The following is an 18,573-nucleotide window of genomic DNA, read 5'->3' as shown; positions in this document are numbered from 1 at the left end:
CGTAAATCTGAAATATTTCTCAGCGCTTTCAACCGCTTATCAATCCTCGCCGCAAATAGCCGTCAACCGAGTTGAAATCTCCCTGTGTTGGCGCTCAGGGCCTGGCTGCCCTGGCTCAACGTATCCGCCGCGAGGTTCACGGCGCGTGCCCCTTCAAGCAATCGCATGGCCGCCTGGTCGACCTGCTGGATATTGCCGCTGACCTCGTCGGCGGTGCTGGCTTGTTCGTCCACCGCGGTGGCGATTTGCGCCAGGGTATCGGTGACGCTCTGCACGGCGCTGGCAATTTCTCCCAGGCGCTCGCCAAGGCCGGTAACGGCTTGGGCGTCGGTCTGGGCCTGGCCGCATGCGGCTTCCATCAGGCTGACCGCTTCGTTGACCGTAGCGCGCAGGCTGTCGACGGTGCCAGCAATCTGTTGGGTGGAGGACTGGGTGCGTTGCGACAGGCTGCGTACCTCATCGGCCACCACCGCGAAACCACGGCCCTGTTCCCCAGCGCGAGCGGCTTCGATGGCGGCATTGAGGGCCAGCAGGTTGGTCTGCTCGGCCACGCCGCGGATGGTGTCGACCACCATCTGGATCTGCTGCCCCTGTTCGCTGACCCGGCCCAATGCGGCGGCGGTTTCGTTGAGGCGCTGGTTGAGTTGCTGGATGCTCGCCGTAGTGCGTTGACTGTCGCGGCTGCTGTCGGCGGCGATACGCCGGGTCTGCTGGGCGCTGTCGGAGGCCTGCTCACAGCTTCTGGCGACCCCTTGAGAGGTGGCGGCCAGTTGCGTGGCGGCCGCGGCGATCTGGCTGATCTGCATCTGTTGGGCTTCGACTTCGCCCAGGGCGCCGCTGGAGTGCGTGTTGAGGGTGCGAACGGCATTACTCAACTGCAATGTTTCGTGGTCCACGCCCAACAGGCTGTTGCGCAACTGCACCACTGCAACGTTGAGAGCGGTACTGATGGCCGCCAGTTCGTCGCGTCCTTGCACCGGCACTTGCAGACTGAGGTTGCCGTCACGCAGGGCTTCGGCCAGTAATGTGATGCCACTGGCGCTGCGGCGGATGGACGCTTGCAGGCAGACGAAGAGGTAAAGCGCGGCCAACAGCAGACAACCCAGCACCGTGGCCACCAGGGTGAATTGGCGGATGGCTGAGGAGTGGTAGTGGTCCAGTCGCGCATCCAGGGCCATCAGAGACTGCTGGCGCAAGGTCGCCAAGTCCGCCAGGAGCGCATCCATGTGTTTCTCGAATTCTTCCGGCTTGAGGCTGATGGAGCCGGCGAAGACCCCTTCATCCAGGACTTTCAGGCCGGAATCCAGATGCTTGAGGCTGTCCTGGAATTGTCCGGACCAGGCTTGCAGTTCGTTCGGCAGGCGCGCTTGCAGTACTCCACCGGTTTTGACCAGTTGATCCCGGGCATCGCCGATCCGGCTGCGCAGGTCGCGCAATTGCAGGCGGCTTTGCAGGGTGAACTGACCCGACACAACGGAGGCCTGGCCAACGCTGGCCAGGCGACCGACCCGCTCGATCAGGTCCGGTGTCTGCTGGGTCGAGATCTGGATCAGCAGGTAGGTTTCCAGCCAGGAGGCGAGGGTCAGGCGATTGTCCATGACGATCTGCTCGCGCAAGGCTTGCAGGGCACTCAAGGCCGCAGTGAAGCGGTCATAACCGTCCGGCCACCAACCGACGGTGCCCAGGCTTTTCGAATCAAGACCATTGAGACTGGTTTGCAACGTTTGGAAGCGAGCCAGGGTGTCGGCTTCGGCACCTTCGGTTTGCAAGGTGCTGCCCAGATCATTGGCGGCCTGGTTGAGGGCCGGCTGCACGGCATCGAAAGCCGCCATCGCGGCAAGCGTTGCGGGTGTTGCCTGGCGATTGGTTTCCGTGGCTCGCCAACGGGCCGCGCGGTTGCGCTGGGCGGCGAGCAGGTTGTCCAGGTTATCCAGGGCCAGCAACTGGCGAACCCCGGCGCGTTCTTCGGAAATCAGGCTGAGTTTGTCGCGATAGTCCTGGCCGATGATCCACAGGCTGCCCATGAGTGGCAGGATGAAAAGCAGGAACAGCAACTGAAATTTGCGGGCAAAGCCGAAACGCCCCAGCAACCTGATTCCCGGTGATAGAAAAGCCTGCATGCCCATACTCCCCTGAACACCTTTGCACTATTTTTGTGCGTTTCGACACAGTGCCGAAACAGGTGCCCTTTTAAAAGGCCTCGAAAGTTTGTCCAGGCCCGCTCTGTAGGCTGGCTCTGTAGCGAAACTTCCCATTCTCGGTCCCCTTTGTAAGGGGCCGCGTTGTAGACCGTTAACAAGGCAAGATTCAGACCATGGCTTTGCGCTATTACCGAGCTCGCTGACAATATTTCAAGTCGATAGCAAGCTAAGGGGATAGCCTTGCTGCACCGAAAAATGGCACATTGATGAATCCGCTTCCTGTGCAAACCCCGTATGGAAACTCCCATGGCTATCAGCGATACCCAGGTCGATACCGCGTCTATCCCTGCCACACCTCAAAGCAGCCCTTTGGTCATGCGCATCATCGGTGCCGTGGCGTTGGCGCATTTGATCAACGACCTGATCCAGGCGGTACTACCGTCTATTTACCCGATGCTCAAGGCCAGTTATGGGCTGACCTTCACCCAGGTTGGCTTGATTACGCTGACCTTCCAGTTGACGGCATCGCTGCTGCAGCCCTGGGTGGGTTATCACACGGACCGGCACCCCAAGCCCTGGCTGCTGCCGGCCGGTACGGTCTGCACGCTGATCGGGATCGTGATGATGTCCATGGTTGGAAGTTTTGCCATGATCCTGCTGGCCGCCGGTCTGATCGGTATTGGCTCCTCGACCTTTCACCCTGAAGCATCGCGAGTCGCACGCCTGGCGTCGGGCGGGCGTTATGGGTTGGCGCAGTCGACGTTCCAGGTCGGCGGTAACGCCGGCTCTGCTTTCGGCCCGTTGCTGGCGGCGGCGATCATCGTTCCTTACGGGCAAGGTAATGTGGCCTGGTTCGGCCTGTTCGCACTGTTTGCGCTGTTCGTGCTGTACCGCATCAGCCGCTGGTACGCCAATCACCTGAACCTGTTCAAGCTCAAGCAAGGCCAGGCGGCTACTCACGGTCTGTCCAGGGGCCGGGTCTTGAGTGCATTGGCGGTGCTGGGTTTGCTGGTGTTCTCCAAGTATTTCTACATGGCCAGTTTCACCAGCTACTTCACCTTCTACCTGATCGAGAAGTTCGACCTGTCGGTGGCGTCGTCGCAGTTGTATCTGTTCCTGTTCCTCGGCGCTGTGGCGGCGGGGACCTTCTTTGGCGGTCCGATAGGCGACAGGATCGGACGTAAGGCGGTGATCTGGTTCTCGATCCTTGGCGTGGCACCGTTCACGCTGATCCTGCCTTACGTTGATCTGCTGTGGACCAGCATTCTCAGCGTGGTCATCGGCTTCATCCTGGCTTCGGCATTCTCGGCCATCGTGGTGTATGCCCAGGAACTGGTGCCGGGTAACGTCGGCATGATTGCCGGCGTGTTCTTTGGCTTGATGTTTGGCTTCGGCGGGATTGGCGCCGCGCTGCTGGGGCATCTGGCCGACATCCGCGGCATCGAGTATGTGTATTGGTTGTGCTCGTTTTTGCCGTTGTTTGGAGCCCTGGCGATTTTTCTGCCCAGAAGCAGAAAAAACTGACGTGTACTCAACCGGCGGAGGCGAGTGGGCCCCGCCGGGCCTTGCAAACAACTGAATTGCAAAGCGTTGAAAAAATACCCGCCAACCAGAGCGATTTGATTAGTTGCTTGGAGTCGCTACTAAAGTACCGTTTTGTATAAGTCTTAAGTTTGATTTTGTATAAAGGTCGGCCATGTTAATTTGCTGCTGTGGTTGATGGATTGAATGGACGCAGCGGCAATCTTCAAGGGAGTCCGCTGGGGTGACCGGAAAGCAGCTTTCCACATTCTTTCCACCCGCCGCTCTTATTGTCTTGGGACATAAGGCCTTCGGCTCTTGATCTGAATACCTTCACCCCTCGGGTGAAGTGACTCACGTCCCAACCTGCCACGCTTCAAATACTTATAAAGCAGCTGTATCGCCGCGTCCGTTCAAGGCGATTGCCTCGTGGACAGCGTAAACAGCCGTGAGCGATTGTTATTTGCCGTGTCGTGCACAAGTTTGAGGCTGTTGTCTTAAACGTTGGCAATAAAAATAATCAGGCAGGGGATGATATGAAGTTCAAGTCGTTGCAGGCACGCATTTGTGTCACGGCAGGCGTATGTCTGTTTGTTTCATCAATTAGCCTGGTTATTTACGGGCTCTTTACCGCCAGGGCTAATGAACAATACGTGGCGACCGAAGTCTCGGCGCTGGTTGAAAAATCAACGATCCGGGAAATTCAGAACCTGGCCGAGTCCCGTGCCAATGCCATTCAGGCCAAGTTGCAAAATGCTCTGGATGCGGCCCGCACCATGGCCAATACCTTTGCCTCCAGCAAGGCTTCGCAGAGCCCTTTGGCGTTGGGACGTGAGCAGATCAACACGGTATTGCTCAGTGTTTTAAAAGATAACCCGGACTTCAATGGCACTTACTCCTGCTGGGAACCGGACGCGTTGGATGGTCAGGATCTTGTGTTGCGCAACGCACAGGACGGCAGTAATCCGTTGACCGGGCGCTTCACGCCTTACTGGACGCGCAGCGCTGGCGGACATGTGGCAGTACAGCCATTGGTCGAGTATGACTCCCCGGATCGCCACCCGAACGGTGTACCCAAAGGGGGTTGGTACAGCGGCCCACGCGACACTCTGAAGGAAAGCGTGCTGGACCCCATTCCTTATGTGGTTCAGGGCAAAAACGTATGGCTGACCACTTTGTCGGTGCCGATCGTATCCGATGGCAAGTTCTACGGCGTGGTCGGCGCTGACTTCGATATCGACTTTATCCAGAAACTCAGCGAGCAGATGTCGGCCGATCTCTACGGTGGCAAGGGCACGGTGTCGATTCTGAGTAACCAGGGGCTGGTAGTCGCGGACAGTCAGCGTACCGACCTGATTGGCCAGCCCATCAAGGCCTTGTTGCCTGACTCTTGGGAGAAAGTGCTGCGCGATATCCAGAGTGGTCGTGGTGACGGTCTGCTCAATCCGCACACCCAGCATATCGAAGTGCTGATGCCCATTGAGCTGGGGCGCACAGGTAAACCCTGGGCGGTGCTGATTCGCCTGCCAAAGGCAGTGGTCATGACTCAGGCCATTGCCCTGGAGCAGGAGCTACAGGCGCGCAGTATCAGCAACAGCATCTGGCAGGTGTCGGTTGGCCTGGGCGTTTCGCTGTTGGCGCTGGTCGCCCTGTGGTTTGCCGCCGCAAAAATCGTTGGGCCGATTCGCGAAGCCGCCGCCTTGGCAGCCAACATCAGCCTGGGGGATTTCTCGCGTCGCCTGGTGCAAAAAACCGAGGACGAAGTGGGCCAGTTGTCTGTCGCGCTCAACGATATGTCTGAAAGCCTGCAACGGCAGGTCAGGGTGGCCGAGCGCATTAGCGAAGGTGATCTGGACCTGGAGGTCCGGTTGTCTTCGCCCCACGATACCCTTGGCAGGTCACTGGAGAAGATGGTGGGTAATCTGAACCAACTGATTGGCGAAGTTCAGGCCAGCGCCACCCAGATCACCGGCAGCTCGGCGCAGGTTACCGACCTGAGCCAGTCATTGTCCGATGGGGCGTCCAATTCCGCGTCGTCCATCACTGAAATCAGCGCGGTGATGACACAAATGGCCGCACAGACCCGGGACAACGCCGCCAATGCCAAAAAGGCCGATGAGCAGTCCCAGGCATCACGGGCCGATGCCGGGGAAAGCGACAAATTGATGAGTGAGCTGATTGCCGCCATGGCCGAAATCGACAATTCGGGCAAAGACATTACCGCGATCATCACCACCATCGACAACATCGCCGCGCAAACCAACCTGTTGGCGTTGAACGCGGCTATCGAAGCCGCCAGGGCAGGTGAGTTGGGGCGTGGTTTTGCTGTGGTGGCGGATGAGGTGCGTAGCCTGGCCGCCCGCAGCGCCGAGGCCGCCCAGCAGACGGCTGCATTGATTGCTGACTCCTCGAGCAAAACGCAACGCGGCATGATCATCGCAGGCCGGACCGCCGAATCGCTGAAAAACATCGTCAGCGGAACCAGTGCTGTTTCCAACCTGGTTTCATTGATCTATCAAGCTTCCAGCGAGCAAGCCTCAGGCCTGCAACAGGCCAGCATCGGGTTGGAGCAGATCGATGAAGTGACGCAGAAAAACCAGTCCAACTCACAAGAGTGCGCGGTGGCGGCCAAGGATCTTTCGGAGCGAGCATCTTTGATGCAGCGCGTGCTGGGGCGCTTCAAAGTCAAAAGGGGGTAGTGGGTTTCCTGGCCACGCGTGACTCAAGATTTATTGTGCGAGGGACCAAGCTCCCTCGCCACAGTTCAATCCAGTTCTTGAATGAGCGCAATTGCATTGCGTTATCCAATAGGGTCTCGGTAACGCCCTTGAGGGTGTACTATCGATACTCGCCCATCGGATACCAGTTAGCCATGTCCACGCTAAGCGAAGAGAGCCGTCAGATCGTAGCTTCTCTGGCGCACCGCGTTGGCCCCAACGCTGACATTGCAAAGACCGCCCACGCGATCGTTTCCATCTTGCAGGATATAGAGGCGACCCTGACGCCCGTCATTGGTCAGCAAGGGGTTGTCGCGTTGTATCGCCGTAGCCTGCATCTGTGTGGCTCCGCTCATCCGCGCCTGACCAGCACCTGCAACAAGGTGCCGTCCGGCATGGTTCTGACCGCCCTGAATTCAGTGCTTGTTGAGCAAAACGAAGCCGATGCGCGGTTTTTCGGTGAAATGTTGCTGACCACTTTCTATGAGTTGCTGACCACGCTGATCGGACCCTCGCTTACCGCACGTTTGCTTCGTGGCGTGTGGGATTCTTCTTTGAGCGACACCCCTTCGCAGGAAAATTCGCCATGAGCAGCAAAGTGACTATCAACCGCTTGGCCACCGGCGTGCCAGGACTGGACGAGGTCTTGGGCGGAGGATTGCCGGAGTTTTCGTTCAATCTGATCGCCGGCCCACCCGGTTGCGGCAAGACCACCCTCGCGCACCAGATGATGTTTGCCCTGGCGACCCCCTCACGTCCGGCGCTGTTTTTTACCGTGCTGGGTGAGCCGCCACTGAAGATGCTGCGTTATCAGCAGCAGTTCGATTTCTTCGACAGCGACGCGATCAATCATTCGATCCGCTACGTCAACCTGGCTGACGATACCCTGGCCGGGGATCTGGACGAAGTGCTGCGGCGCATTGTCAGCGAGGTGGAGGCGCACTCCCCGGCGCTGGTGTTCGTTGACTCGTTCCGCTCGGTGGTGCTGGCCAGCCAGACCCAGGACAACCCGAACAACAACTTGCCGCAGTTCGTCCAGCAACTGGGCATGTTGATGACCACTTGGCAGGCCACGACTTTCCTGATTGGTGAGTACTTTACCGAAACCGATACCAACCCGATTTTCACCGTGGCCGACGGACTGATCTGGCTGCGCCAGAGCGTTCAGCGCAATTCCATGGTGCGCAAGATGGAAATCATGAAGATGCGTGGCCAGCCAACGCTGCCGGGTCTGCACACTTTCCGTATCGCCCCATCGGGAATCAAGGTATTTGCCCCTGCGCCCTACAATCCGATCGAAGCCCCGCTGGAGTTCCCCATCAAACGCTTGGGAATGGGTGTGCCACAGCTCGACGAAATGCTCGGTGGTGGCCTGCCGCGCGGTTACTCCCTGTTGGTTGCTGGCCCGTCGGGTTCTGGAAAAAGCATTCTCGCGGCATCGTTTCTCGCTGAAGGCGCGCGAAACGGTGAAAACGGCGTGATCGCCGTGTTCGAGCAGTGCCCGAATCACTCCCAGAACGCCACCCTCTCAAACTTGATTAAAAGCGGCAAAGTCGGGCTGGTGGATAGCCGTGCTCCAGATCTGTCCATCGACGAGATCGTGCAGTTGCTGTTGAGCGAGATTGCTCGCCTGAACGCCACGCGGGTGGTGATTGACTCGCTGTCGGGGTTCGAACTGGCCCTGGCGCCGACCTTTCGCGAAGACTTTCGCGAGTCGCTGTCGCGCATGGTCACCGCGTTGACCAGCGCCGGTGTCAGTGTATTGCTGACCTCGGAGTTGGAGGATCGCTACACGGATCTGCGATTCAGTCCTTACGGCACGGCTTTTCTCACCGATGCAATCATCGTTCAGCGCTACATTGAAGTGCAAAGCCGTTTATTGCGCATCATGGCCGTGGTCAAGGTGCGGGCCAGCGCTCACTCCGATGAGTTACGCCTTTACAGCATCGACGATAGCGGTTTGCAGATCGGTGACATGTTGCCGGATCAGGAAGGTCTGCTCGGAGGCCGGCCTACCCGGCAGCTGTCTGGCAAAGGTACTGGATGAGGCATCATCATGAATGAGGCCAATGGCGGGAATGAGCAGGCGAAGGCGATGGCCGCTCGCGAGCTGTTCCTGCTCGGCCAGAAAACTGTCGAGGCGCGTGCGGTGCTGGCCGCGCTGCGCAAGGAGCTGAACGACGCCAACACCCAACTTGCCGACAAGCAACATGTCGAGCAACTGATCGAGGCCAATCAGCAACTGGTCCTGGCGATCCTGTCGGCCCAGTCCGAGGCTGAAAAGCCACCTTCCACGCAGGCAGAACAACAACTGTATCGGCAGATGCGCGAGGCCAATGAGCAATTGGTCATTGCCGCCCTCAGCGCACAGCATCTGCAAGACGCGGCCGAACGGGCGCTGGAGCGCCAGCGTAGCGTTCTCGCTTTGGTTGCCCACGAACTGCGTCATCCGCTGACGCCCATCAGCATGATTGCCGGCCGACTGGTGCGGGTGCCCAGTGAGGAGTTGCCGCGCATGCAGAAGCTGATCGAAGGTCAGGTCCGGCACATGTCTCGATTAGTGGAGGACTTGCTCGATGTCTCCCGCGTCAGCACCGGCAAGTTTCGCCTCGATTGCCAGATTGTCGATATGGTGCAGATCGTTCGCGAGGCCATCGATATCTGTAAACCGGCCATGGTCAGCGGCAATTTGCTGTTCAGCACCACACTGCCCGAGTGTGCCCTGCTGGTGTACGGCGATCCGGTACGGCTTGCTCAGATTCTCGGCAACCTGCTGGGTAATGCGGTCAAATACACCCCTGTGGGCGGCACCGTCGAATTGTCGGTTACCGTCGAAGGGAGTGTCTTGCAGGTCAGCATCCGTGATACCGGCATAGGTATTTCGGCCAAGGCGCTGCCGTTTATTTTTGAACCCTTTGTGCAGGATGTTCACGCCATCGGCTTCAACGGCGTTGGCCTGGGCATTGGTTTGACGGTGGTGCGCGAGTTGGTCGAAAGCCACGGTGGCACAGTGGTCGGCAAGAGTGAGGGGGATGGCAAGGGGAGCGAGTTCGTGGTGAGGTTGCCGTTGGCAAATCCATGAAGCTGCGCAGTCGTCCCATCTGCCGCCGCGTGCGGGGATGTCAGATTCTGTAATAATTCGATGCGTATGACGCGTTCGGAAACATTATAGGATCACCTCCCCAATTATTTTCAGGTCTATATGAACACCCTTCTGGAGCCTCCCAGTCGTTTTTTTCAATCCGCGCCCTCTACAAGTCCGCTCTGCGTTACCGAACGTATATCCGGTTTTTCTGGATCGCTGGACATCCAAATCCCATCCGTAGGCTTCTCATCGATTTCTCCCAGTGAGACCAACGGTGTCGCCTCCCAAGTCATGCCTTGCTCTATCCGCTCGATAAAGCTTCTTTCCCTGGCACCTTTCGCCCCGACTCTACGAGAGGTTGAATAACCCTTATGGAATGGATTGCTGATCCGACGGCATGGCTTGGCCTGCTGACCCTGATCGTGCTGGAGCTGGTGCTCGGCATTGATAACCTTGTGTTTATTGCCATCCTGGCTGACAAGCTGCCGCCGGAGCAGCGCGATCGTGCCCGTATTATTGGCCTGTCGCTGGCATTGTTGATGCGCCTTGGCCTGCTGGCCAGCATCTCCTGGATGGTGACCCTGACCGAGCCGTTGTTCGAGGTCTTCGACAAGACGTTCTCGGGCCGGGACCTGATCATGCTGTTCGGTGGTGTATTCCTGTTGTTCAAGGCCACCATGGAGTTGCATGAACGACTTGAGGGGCATGTCACCGAGCGTACAGGTAACGCCGCCTATGCGATGTTCTGGCCTATCGTTGCGCAGATTGTGGTGCTGGACGCGGTCTTCTCCCTGGACGCCGTGATCACGGCCGTGGGCATGGTGGAACACCTGTCGGTCATGATGATCGCGGTGATTTTCTCCATCGGCCTGATGATCATCGCAAGTAAGCCCCTGACCCAGTTCGTCAACAGCCACCCAACCGTCATCATGCTCTGTCTGGGCTTTCTGATGATGATCGGCTTCAGCCTCACGGCTGAGGGCCTGGGCTTCCACATTCCGAAAGGCTACCTCTATGCCGCGATCGGTTTTTCGATCCTGATCGAATTGTTCAACCAGTTGGCTCGCTCTCGTCGCAAGAAGAGCATGCAAGGGCATCGCCCTATGCGCGAACGCACTGCCCATGCGGTCATGCGTTTGCTGGGTGGACACAAGTTGGGTGCTGATGAAGTCGGTGAAGAGATCGCTGACATGCTGTCAGGCGACGAAGCCGAACAGGTCTTCCACCGACGTGAGCGGGTCATGATCAGTGGCGTGCTGCAGTTGGCGGAGCGCCCAATACGCAGTGTCATGACTCATCGTGCGGAAATCGACCACCTCGACCTGGCCGATTCCCCAGACGAGATCCGCACCAGGCTGATGCACTCGTCGTATTCCAGGTTGCCGTTGATCCGCGAAGGCCGTGTGGATGAGCCTCTGGGGTTCATCCACAAGAAGGAGTTGCTCAAGGAGCTGTTGGCGGGCAACGAGCCGAATCTGGAAGCCATGGCTCGCAAGGCCATCAACCTGCTGGACAACTTCACGATTCTCAACGCGCTGGAACAGATGCGCAAAGAGTCGACCCACATCGCCTTCGTGGTGAACGAGTTCGGTGATTTCATTGGTCTTCTCACCATGACCGATATTCTCGAATCCATCGCCGGTGAACTGCCCGATGCCAGTGAAATAGAAGGTCCGAACATCGTGGCCCAGGATGACGGATTTCTGGTCAGCGGTGCGCTGAATCTCAGCCAGGTTCGCGAACACATCGGCTTCCAGGCAAAAGCGACGGATGACTATCAGACGCTCGCCGGGTTGGTCATGAGCTTGCTGGACCGCTTGCCCATCATCGGAGACAAACTCGATTGGCAAGAGTGGAGCATGACCGTTGTCGAGGTTGAAGAGCGTCGGGTGACGAGGGTGCTGTTGCGTAAAAGCTAACGTGGAAGAATTGGGGCCGCATCCGCGGCCTCGTTTGTTTGAAGCGTATGGCGAGTCTCTGTCACCGGTGAAAATCCCGAGACGAAAAAAATCCCCGTATCAGTCATGATTACGGGGATTTTTTCGTCCAGGGAAGTCCGTGTGATTCCACGGGCTCTCTTAAACGTTGAAGCGGAAGTGCATCACGTCGCCATCCTTGACGATGTATTCCTTGCCTTCCAGGCGCCATTTACCAGCTTCCTTGGCGCCGGCTTCACCTTTGTACTGGATGAAGTCTGCGTAGGCGATGACTTCGGCGCGGATGAAGCCTTTTTCGAAGTCGGTGTGGATCACGCCAGCGGCTTGCGGGGCAGTGGCGCCGACGCGTACGGTCCAGGCGCGGACCTCTTCGACACCGGCAGTGAAGTAAGTCTGCAGGTGGAGCATTTCGTAACCGGCGCGGATCACGCGGTTCAGGCCGGGCTCTTCCAGGCCCAGGGCCTCGAGGAACATGTCTTTCTCTTCACCATCGTCCAGTTCGGCGATTTCCGCTTCGATCTTGTTGCAGACCGGAACGACCATGGCGCCTTCTTCTTCGGCAATGGCCCGGACCACGTCCAGGTGCGGGTTGTTCTCGAAACCGTCTTCAGCGACGTTGGCGATGTACATGACCGGCTTGGTCGTCAGCAGGTGGAAGCCCTTGATCACCAGCTTCTCATCGGTGCTCATGTTCTTCATCAGGCTGCGCGCGGGCTTGCCTTCGGTGAAGTGGGCGATCAACTGCTCCAGCAGGCCCTTCTGGACCACTGCGTCCTTGTCGCCACCCTTGGCGTTGCGAGCGACTTTCTGCAGTTGCTTCTCGCAGCTGTCGAGGTCGGCGAAGATCAGCTCAAGGTCGATGATCTCGATGTCACGCTTGGGGTCGACGCTGTTGGAGACGTGAATGACGTTCTCATCTTCAAAGCAGCGCACCACGTGGGCGATTGCATCGGTTTCACGGATGTTGGCCAGGAACTTGTTACCCAGGCCTTCACCTTTCGAGGCACCGGCGACGAGACCGGCGATGTCGACGAATTCCATGGTGGTCGGCAGGATGCGCTTGGGATTGACGATGGCCGCCAGCGCTTCCAGGCGTGGATCGGGCATCGGCACGATGCCGCTGTTAGGCTCGATGGTGCAGAAGGGGAAGTTTTCGGCCGCGATACCGGACTTGGTCAGGGCGTTGAACAGGGTGGACTTGCCGACGTTAGGCAGGCCGACGATGCCGCAATTGAATCCCATGGTGTTTCCCCTCGGAGTAGAGTCAGGCCTTCTGGCTGTGCAGGTTTTTCATCGCGCGGTTCCATTCACCGGCGAGGATATCCGGCAGCACGCCGAGGGCAAAGTCGATGCTGGCATCGAGTTTTTCCTGTTCGGCGCGAGGCGCACGACCCAGGACAAAATTTGAAACCATGCTGGCAACGCCCGGGTGGCCGATGCCGAGCCGCAGGCGGTGAAAGGTGTTCTGATTACCCAGTTGCGCGATGATGTCGCGCAACCCGTTGTGACCGCCATGGCCGCCGCCCTGCTTGAGCTTGGCGACGCCCGGAGGCAGGTCGAGTTCGTCGTGGGCCACCAGGATTTCTTCAGGTTTGATGCGAAAGAAACCGGCCAATGCCGCCACGGCCTGGCCGCTGCGGTTCATGTAGGTGGTGGGAATCAACAGACGAACATCCTGACCCTGGTGTGAGAAACGCCCGGTCAGGCCGAAATATTTGCGATCGGCCGCCAGGCTGACGCCTTGTGCGTGCGCGATGCGCTCAACAAAAAGGGCCCCTGCGTTATGCCGGGTCTGTTCGTATTCAGCGCCTGGATTTCCCAGGCCAACGATCAGTTTAATGGCAGTCACGATAGGGGCCCTTCCTGGAGTGTGGATAACAACGTCGCGCTCAAACGGTGTTGCGACAGTGAGACGAAAATGGCGGATCTACCGTTAAGTAAACTTCGCGTTCTCGCCCGCTGTCTCGCTACGTTCCAGTCCGCGATGTTTCCGGTCACTCCGGCGACAGAGTGAAATTACTCTGCAGCTTCTTCTTCAGTCGCTTCTGGAGCAACACGTGGAGCGTGGACGTTGGCAACAGCCTTGTCATCGCCGTGCGCCAGGGCAACAAACTCAACGCCTTTAGGGGCCTTGAGGTCGGACAGGTGAATGATCGTGCCGATTTCGGCGTCAGCCAGGTCGACTTCGATGAATTCAGGCAGGTCTTTCGGCAGGCAGGAAACTTCCAGCTCGGAAGTTACGTGCGAGATTTCGCCGCCTTTCTTGACCGGAGCAGCTTCGTTGATGAAGTGCACTGGAACAACAGCAGTCAGCTTCTGACCGGCAACAACGCGTACGAAGTCAGCGTGCATCACGTGGCCTTTGGCCGGGTGACGCTGCAGGGCTTTGATCACGACGTTTTGCTTGGTGCCGCCAACGTTCAGCTCGATGATGTGGCTGTAGGCCGCTTCGTTTTCGAGCAGTTTGGCAACTTCTTTGGCCAGCATGCTGATGGACTCAGGGGCTTTGTCGCCACCGTAGACTACAGCTGGAACCAGGCTTGCGAGACGACGCAGGCGGCGGCTCGCACCTTTCCCCAGGTCGGAACGCACTTCAGCATTCAGGGTAAATTCGTTCATGTTGTATCTCCAAAGTAACCACATTCACCCCAGCGCTTGCGACCAGCGCTAAAGGCGATATGGGCAAAAAAGCCCCGCCCCGGCAGGTAATGTCGGGGCGGGGCGCTTTTCGTCAACGAGATGTAATGGAAAGGGCAGGGCCCTTAACGGAACATCGCACTGATCGATTCTTCATTGCTGATGCGGCGAACCGCCTCGGCAACAACCGGTGCGATATCCAGTTGGCGGATACGCGCACAGGCTTGTGCTGCAGCGGACAGCGGGATGGTGTTAGTGACCACCAGCTCGTCCAGCACGGAATTTTCAATGTTTTCGATCGCTCGGCCCGACAGCACAGGGTGTGTGCAGTAGGCAAAGACCTTGGCAGCGCCATGCTCTTTCAGGGCCTTGGCCGCGTGGCACAGGGTGCCGGCGGTATCGACCATGTCGTCGACCAGAATACAGGTACGCCCTTCGACGTCGCCGATGATATGCATCACTTCGGAGTGATTGGCTTTCTCACGGCGTTTGTCGATGATACCCAGATCAACTCCCAGGGATTTGGCAACGGCCCGTGCACGCACGACGCCGCCAATGTCCGGGGACACGATCATCAGGTTTTCGAAGCGCTGATCTTCAATGTCATCCACCAGAACCGGGGAGCCGTAGATGTTATCCACGGGAATATCGAAGAAGCCCTGAATCTGGTCAGCATGCAGATCGACCGTGAGCACACGATCGATGCCGACTACGGTAAGCATGTCAGCCACGACTTTCGCGCTGATTGCCACACGTGCGGAACGCGGACGGCGATCCTGACGGGCATAACCAAAGTAAGGAATAACAGCAGTAATACGAGTAGCCGAGGAGCGGCGGAAGGCATCAGCCATCACGACGAGTTCCATCAGGTTATCGTTGGTCGGAGCGCAAGTCGGCTGAATAATGAAGACGTCTTTACCGCGAACGTTTTCATTGATCTCGGCAGTGATTTCGCCGTCGGAGAACTTACCGACAGAAATGTCACCGAGAGGGATATGCAGCTGACGTACAACACGCCGAGCCAGATCGGGGTTAGCGTTCCCCGTAAAGACCATCATCTTGGACACGCGCAGTACCTGAAGGCTGAGGGTATACCTGGATGAGTATAGGAAAATGGCAGGGGCGGCTGGATTCGAACCAACGCATGGCAGGATCAAAACCTGCTGCCTTACCGCTTGGCGACGCCCCTGTATCTGTTGCTTCGAGTGCCCAGCACTCGATTCCGTTAGAGCAGACTTTGCAGCTTGCGATGCAACATCGAAACGTTGCTTCCTTTTGCTACAAACCCTGTAAGGGTCTCTGTCAGAAGGGCCGAGACTTTATCAGCTTCAGCTTTGCTTGGGAAGCCCCCAAACACACAACTTCCAGTTCCGGTGAGTTTTGCTTCGGTAAATTTACCTAACAAATTCAAAGCGTTACGAACATCTGGATAACGCCTTGCTACCACCGGTAAGCAGTCATTTCGACTGTTTCCCTTGGGAACGGGGCGCACTTTAATGGGAGGAGAGTTACGTGTCAACAGTGGATCTGAAAAAATTTCTGCTGTACTTACAGATACTTGCGGCACCAGCACCAAGTACCAAGGTTCCTCGGGCTCTACCGGTGTGAGTTTTTCCCCGACGCCCTCGGCAAAAGCCGCGTGGCCCCGTACGAAAACCGGCACGTCGGCGCCCAGCGTCAGGCCCAATGCGGCCAGGCGATCAGCGTCCCAACCCAGCTGCCACAGGTGGTTGAGCCCCAGCAAAGTCGTTGCCGCGTTTGAGCTGCCGCCGCCGATGCCGCCGCCCATGGGCAGGATTTTTTCGATCCAGATATCAATGCCCAGCGAACACCCGGATTGCTCCTGAAGTTTTTTCGCGGCTTTGACGATCAGGTTGCTGTCGTGAGGAACGCCTTCGAATTCGGTGTGCAGGTGAATCACGCCGTCGTCACGCACGGCAAAGGTGATTTCATCGCCGTAGTCGAGAAACTGAAAAATCGTCTGCAACTCGTGATAGCCGTCCGGGCGACGGCCCAGGATGTGCAACATCAGGTTGAGCTTGGCCGGGGAGGGCAGTGTCAGGCGCGCAGCGGTCATGTCATTGCCCCAGCTTGCGCGGCTGCCATTGCTTGATCACCAGCGTGACGTCCAGGTTGCTGCCGTGCAGTTTGATGCGCTCGGGCAACCAGTAACCGTTTTGCTCGGCGTAGCTTAAGTATTCGATCTGCCAGTCGTCCTGCTCCAGGTTGGACAGGCGACTGTCGGCATCGAGGGTCAGGCGGCTTTTGCTGTCCGGTGCCGGCAGGCCGCGAACCCACCAGGTCAGGTGGGATACGGGCAGCTTCCAGCCCAGTTGTTCTTCCAGCAAGGCTTCCGGCGAGGGTGATTCGTAGCGACCCTGATTGGCCACTTCCAACGAAACCTGGCCTGGTCGGCCGGTCAGGCGCGCCGCGCCACGACCCAGCGGGCCGGACAGGCGAATGTCGTAGTAGTCCTGGCGTTGCAGCCAGAACAGCGTGCCGCTGCCTGAGTCTTTCGGTGCGCGTATGCCGATCTTGCCGTCGATCTGCCAGCCGTCGAGACCGCTCAGTTGTTCCTTGTGCTCTCGCCATTGGGCCGTGTTGCCGTGGCCCTGGACGGATTCTCGGGCGCCGAAGCCGGCGCAACCGGCGAGCAGGGCGATAAAGCTGAAAACGATGAAGTGGCGCAAAAGCATAATTTTAAAGGGTCTCTGATCCGGTCAGGCGTTTGATGGTGCTGCGCAGGATGGGGCTGTCGGGCTGTTCCTTGAGGAACTTGCTCCAGATCTGCCGGGCTTCGCGCTGTTTGCCGTTGGCCCACAGGACTTCGCCCAGGTGCGCGGCGACTTCCTGGTCGGGAAAGCGCTCCAGGGCCTGGCGCAGCAGGCGTTCGGCCTCGTCGAGGTTACCCAGGCGGAAATGCACCCAGCCAAGACTGTCGAGCACCGCCGGGTCTTCCGGGTTGAGCTGGTGGGCCTGTTCGATCAGCACCTTGGCTTCGGCGTATCGGGTGGTGCGATCGGACAAGGTGTAGCCCAGGGCATTGAGGGCCATTGCATTGTCGGGGTCGCGCTGGATGATCAGGCGCAGGTCTTTCTCCATCTGCGCCAGGTCATTGCGTTTCTCCGCCAGCATGGCGCGGGTATACAACAGGTTCAGGTCGTCCGGGTACTGCTTCAACGCCCGATCGAGCACAGTCCAGGCTTTGTCGCCCTGATTATTGGCCGACAGGGTTTCAGCCTCGATCAGATACAACTGGATGCCGTAGTCCGGCTGGGTGTCCCGCTGCACGGCGAGGCGACTCTGGGCCTCGGCCGTTTTGCCGTTGCTCATCAGGATATCGGCCTGGCGCAACTGGGCCGGCAGATAATCGTTGCCTGGGCCGACCTGGGCGTACTCGAGCAGTGCACTCTCGGGGTCGTTGCGTTCTTCCGCGATGCGGCCCAGGTTCAAGTGGGCGGAGTCGACATGCGTTCCCCGCGCAATCAGGTCTTCCAGGTGACCCTTGGCTTCTTCCCACGCTTTGGCTTCCAGGCAGACCAACGCCAGGGAATAGCGCAATTCATCGTCTTCAGGGTACTGCTGGACCAGGCTGGAAAACTCCACCTTGGCGTCGTCCATGCGGTCGTTTTCCACCAGCATGCGCGCGTAGGTGAGACGCAGGCGCTTGTCGTCCGGGTATTGCCTGATGCCTTTTTCCAGCAACGGCAGGGCTTCGTCGCCGCGGTTCGCGCCTTGCAGCAAGCGAGCGCGCAGCAGAATCGGCGCCACTTCGCCCGCTTGCGGCGGGTTGTCTTCCAGCAGGGAAAGGGCGCCCTGGATGTCACCATCCTGTTGCAGCAGCAGGGCCTTGCCGAAAATCAGCTGACCGTTATCGGGATGGCGCTGCAGCAGTCGGTCGAAGCTTTTAGTCAGGCCGTCGCGGGTTTCCTGGTCGGTATCGGCCGCTGATAGCGCAAGGAAGTCGAAATGGGTGTCGCCCTTGCCCAGCAGGACTTTCTCCATATACACCATGGAGTCGTCGTAGCGTCCGGCCCGGGCCAGTTGCACGGCGGCGGCGCGTTGCGCTTCGAGGTCTTGCGGGGCGTTTTTGGCCCAGATCAGTGCGGTATCCAGCGCGGGCTGGTCGGCACCCAGGTATTCGGCAATGCGAAACGCCCGCTCGGAGATGCCCGGGTCCTGCGTGTTGATGGCCTGGGTGACGTAGTTGTCCAGCGCAATGTCGAAGCGATTGCGCTGGCCTGCCAGTTCGGCGCTCAACAGGCTGAAAATGGTTTCTTCGCTGAATGAGCTATAGACCTTGGGCTTTTCAGGGGCCTGGGTGCTGTCTTCGACCGGCGGCGTACCGTCTGTCGACACGGGGGCCATGGACTGACAGCCGCCGAGCAAGGCAAAAGCGAGGAGCAACGCGGAAGATCTATTCATATAGGAAAAGGACGACTAACCTGCGGTCGGATCATCATGACACAGCCTTCGGTCAAACATAACCGGCCCGTCGATTTACGGCACGGGGCAGGGCGATAGATATCGAGTGG

14 protein-coding genes and 1 tRNA gene are annotated in these 18,573 nt (G+C 58.5%); 6 read left to right on the top strand and 9 right to left on the bottom strand.

The window, feature by feature from the left end; genetic code table 11:
* Positions 1-62: 62 nt before the first annotated feature.
* Complete coding sequence (locus T3A99_RS17485) at positions 63-2,120, bottom strand: methyl-accepting chemotaxis protein (RefSeq protein ID WP_322834610.1); 2,058 nt, start codon at positions 2,118-2,120, stop codon at positions 63-65.
* 327 nt (positions 2,121-2,447) lie between these two features.
* On the opposite strand from T3A99_RS17485, the gene T3A99_RS17480 reads away from it, so the two are divergent.
* The 6 genes from T3A99_RS17480 to T3A99_RS17455 all read left to right on the top strand — a co-directional run bounded on the left by T3A99_RS17480 (position 2,448) and on the right by T3A99_RS17455 (position 11,383).
* Entirely contained in the window at positions 2,448-3,665 is a 1,218-nt protein-coding gene (locus T3A99_RS17480) for an MFS transporter (RefSeq protein ID WP_107322930.1), read from the top strand.
* A gap of 533 nt (positions 3,666-4,198) precedes the next feature.
* Positions 4,199-6,361 (top strand): methyl-accepting chemotaxis protein, encoded by a 2,163-nt coding sequence (locus tag T3A99_RS17475; protein ID WP_047229386.1) that lies wholly within the window; start codon positions 4,199-4,201, stop codon positions 6,359-6,361.
* Positions 6,362-6,534: 173 nt separating this feature from the next.
* Positions 6,535-6,969 carry a hypothetical protein gene (locus tag T3A99_RS17470; RefSeq protein WP_322834609.1) on the top strand — a complete coding sequence of 145 codons (435 nt, stop codon included), beginning with the start codon at positions 6,535-6,537 and terminating at the stop codon, positions 6,967-6,969.
* A complete protein-coding gene (locus tag T3A99_RS17465; protein ID WP_322834608.1) occupies positions 6,966-8,426 on the top strand; it encodes an ATPase domain-containing protein in 1,461 nt (486 codons plus the stop codon). Before T3A99_RS17470 ends, T3A99_RS17465 begins: the two co-directional genes overlap by 4 nt.
* A 9-nt stretch (positions 8,427-8,435) precedes the next feature.
* Positions 8,436-9,461 carry a HAMP domain-containing sensor histidine kinase gene (locus tag T3A99_RS17460; protein WP_322834607.1) on the top strand — a complete coding sequence of 342 codons (1,026 nt, stop codon included), beginning with the start codon at positions 8,436-8,438 and terminating at the stop codon, positions 9,459-9,461.
* A gap of 374 nt (positions 9,462-9,835) precedes the next feature.
* Positions 9,836-11,383, top strand: a complete 1,548-nt coding sequence (locus T3A99_RS17455; protein WP_047229390.1) for a TerC family protein — start codon at positions 9,836-9,838, stop codon at positions 11,381-11,383.
* 159 nt (positions 11,384-11,542) lie between these two features.
* Here the strand turns inward: T3A99_RS17455 and ychF are convergent, their stop codons facing one another.
* From ychF to T3A99_RS17415, 8 genes are all read right to left on the bottom strand, one after another.
* Entirely contained in the window at positions 11,543-12,643 is a 1,101-nt protein-coding gene (ychF, locus tag T3A99_RS17450; RefSeq protein WP_047229391.1) for a redox-regulated ATPase YchF, read from the bottom strand.
* 22 nt (positions 12,644-12,665) lie between these two features.
* Entirely contained in the window at positions 12,666-13,250 is a 585-nt protein-coding gene (gene pth / locus T3A99_RS17445) for an aminoacyl-tRNA hydrolase (RefSeq protein ID WP_003185374.1), read from the bottom strand.
* A 167-nt stretch (positions 13,251-13,417) separates the two neighbouring features.
* Entirely contained in the window at positions 13,418-14,020 is a 603-nt protein-coding gene (locus T3A99_RS17440; protein WP_076386312.1) for a 50S ribosomal protein L25/general stress protein Ctc, read from the bottom strand.
* A 143-nt stretch (positions 14,021-14,163) separates the two neighbouring features.
* The gene (locus T3A99_RS17435; RefSeq protein ID WP_003171603.1) at positions 14,164-15,105 is read right to left on the bottom strand and encodes a ribose-phosphate pyrophosphokinase; all 942 of its coding nucleotides are present in this window, start codon (positions 15,103-15,105) and stop codon (positions 14,164-14,166) included.
* A gap of 47 nt (positions 15,106-15,152) precedes the next feature.
* Positions 15,153-15,227 (bottom strand) — tRNA-Gln (locus T3A99_RS17430).
* A gap of 36 nt (positions 15,228-15,263) precedes the next feature.
* The gene (gene ispE / locus T3A99_RS17425) at positions 15,264-16,115 is read right to left on the bottom strand and encodes a 4-(cytidine 5'-diphospho)-2-C-methyl-D-erythritol kinase (protein ID WP_047229394.1); all 852 of its coding nucleotides are present in this window, start codon (positions 16,113-16,115) and stop codon (positions 15,264-15,266) included.
* A gap of 1 nt (position 16,116) precedes the next feature.
* Entirely contained in the window at positions 16,117-16,734 is a 618-nt protein-coding gene (lolB, locus tag T3A99_RS17420) for a lipoprotein insertase outer membrane protein LolB (protein ID WP_047229395.1), read from the bottom strand.
* Positions 16,735-16,738: 4 nt separating this feature from the next.
* Complete coding sequence (locus T3A99_RS17415) at positions 16,739-18,463, bottom strand: tetratricopeptide repeat protein (protein ID WP_160893530.1); 1,725 nt, start codon at positions 18,461-18,463, stop codon at positions 16,739-16,741.
* Between the last annotated feature and the right edge of the window lie 110 nt (positions 18,464-18,573).

Source organism: Pseudomonas sp. N-137 (assembly GCF_034555295.1).
Taxonomy (GTDB): domain Bacteria; phylum Pseudomonadota; class Gammaproteobacteria; order Pseudomonadales; family Pseudomonadaceae; genus Aquipseudomonas; species Aquipseudomonas rhizophila.
Note: the sequence above shows the minus strand (reverse complement) of the source record. Positions and strands in the feature narration are given on the sequence as shown.

What these genes read in the sequence shown, in the direction of transcription:
- lolB (WP_047229395.1), bottom strand. Translation starts at nt 16,734, where the DNA reads ATGCTTTTGCGCCACTTCATCGTTTTCAGCTTTATCGCCCTGCTCGCC.
- T3A99_RS17480 (WP_107322930.1), top strand. Translation starts at nt 2,448, where the DNA reads ATGGCTATCAGCGATACCCAGGTCGATACCGCGTCTATCCCTGCCACA.
- T3A99_RS17455 (WP_047229390.1), top strand. Translation starts at nt 9,836, where the DNA reads ATGGAATGGATTGCTGATCCGACGGCATGGCTTGGCCTGCTGACCCTG.
- T3A99_RS17415 (WP_160893530.1), bottom strand. Translation starts at nt 18,463, where the DNA reads ATGAATAGATCTTCCGCGTTGCTCCTCGCTTTTGCCTTGCTCGGCGGC.
- T3A99_RS17475 (WP_047229386.1), top strand. Translation starts at nt 4,199, where the DNA reads ATGAAGTTCAAGTCGTTGCAGGCACGCATTTGTGTCACGGCAGGCGTA.
- T3A99_RS17440 (WP_076386312.1), bottom strand. Translation starts at nt 14,020, where the DNA reads ATGAACGAATTTACCCTGAATGCTGAAGTGCGTTCCGACCTGGGGAAA.
- T3A99_RS17460 (WP_322834607.1), top strand. Translation starts at nt 8,436, where the DNA reads ATGAATGAGGCCAATGGCGGGAATGAGCAGGCGAAGGCGATGGCCGCT.
- ychF (WP_047229391.1), bottom strand. Translation starts at nt 12,643, where the DNA reads ATGGGATTCAATTGCGGCATCGTCGGCCTGCCTAACGTCGGCAAGTCC.
- T3A99_RS17465 (WP_322834608.1), top strand. Translation starts at nt 6,966, where the DNA reads ATGAGCAGCAAAGTGACTATCAACCGCTTGGCCACCGGCGTGCCAGGA.
- ispE (WP_047229394.1), bottom strand. Translation starts at nt 16,115, where the DNA reads ATGACCGCTGCGCGCCTGACACTGCCCTCCCCGGCCAAGCTCAACCTG.
- T3A99_RS17485 (WP_322834610.1), bottom strand. Translation starts at nt 2,120, where the DNA reads ATGCAGGCTTTTCTATCACCGGGAATCAGGTTGCTGGGGCGTTTCGGC.
- T3A99_RS17470 (WP_322834609.1), top strand. Translation starts at nt 6,535, where the DNA reads ATGTCCACGCTAAGCGAAGAGAGCCGTCAGATCGTAGCTTCTCTGGCG.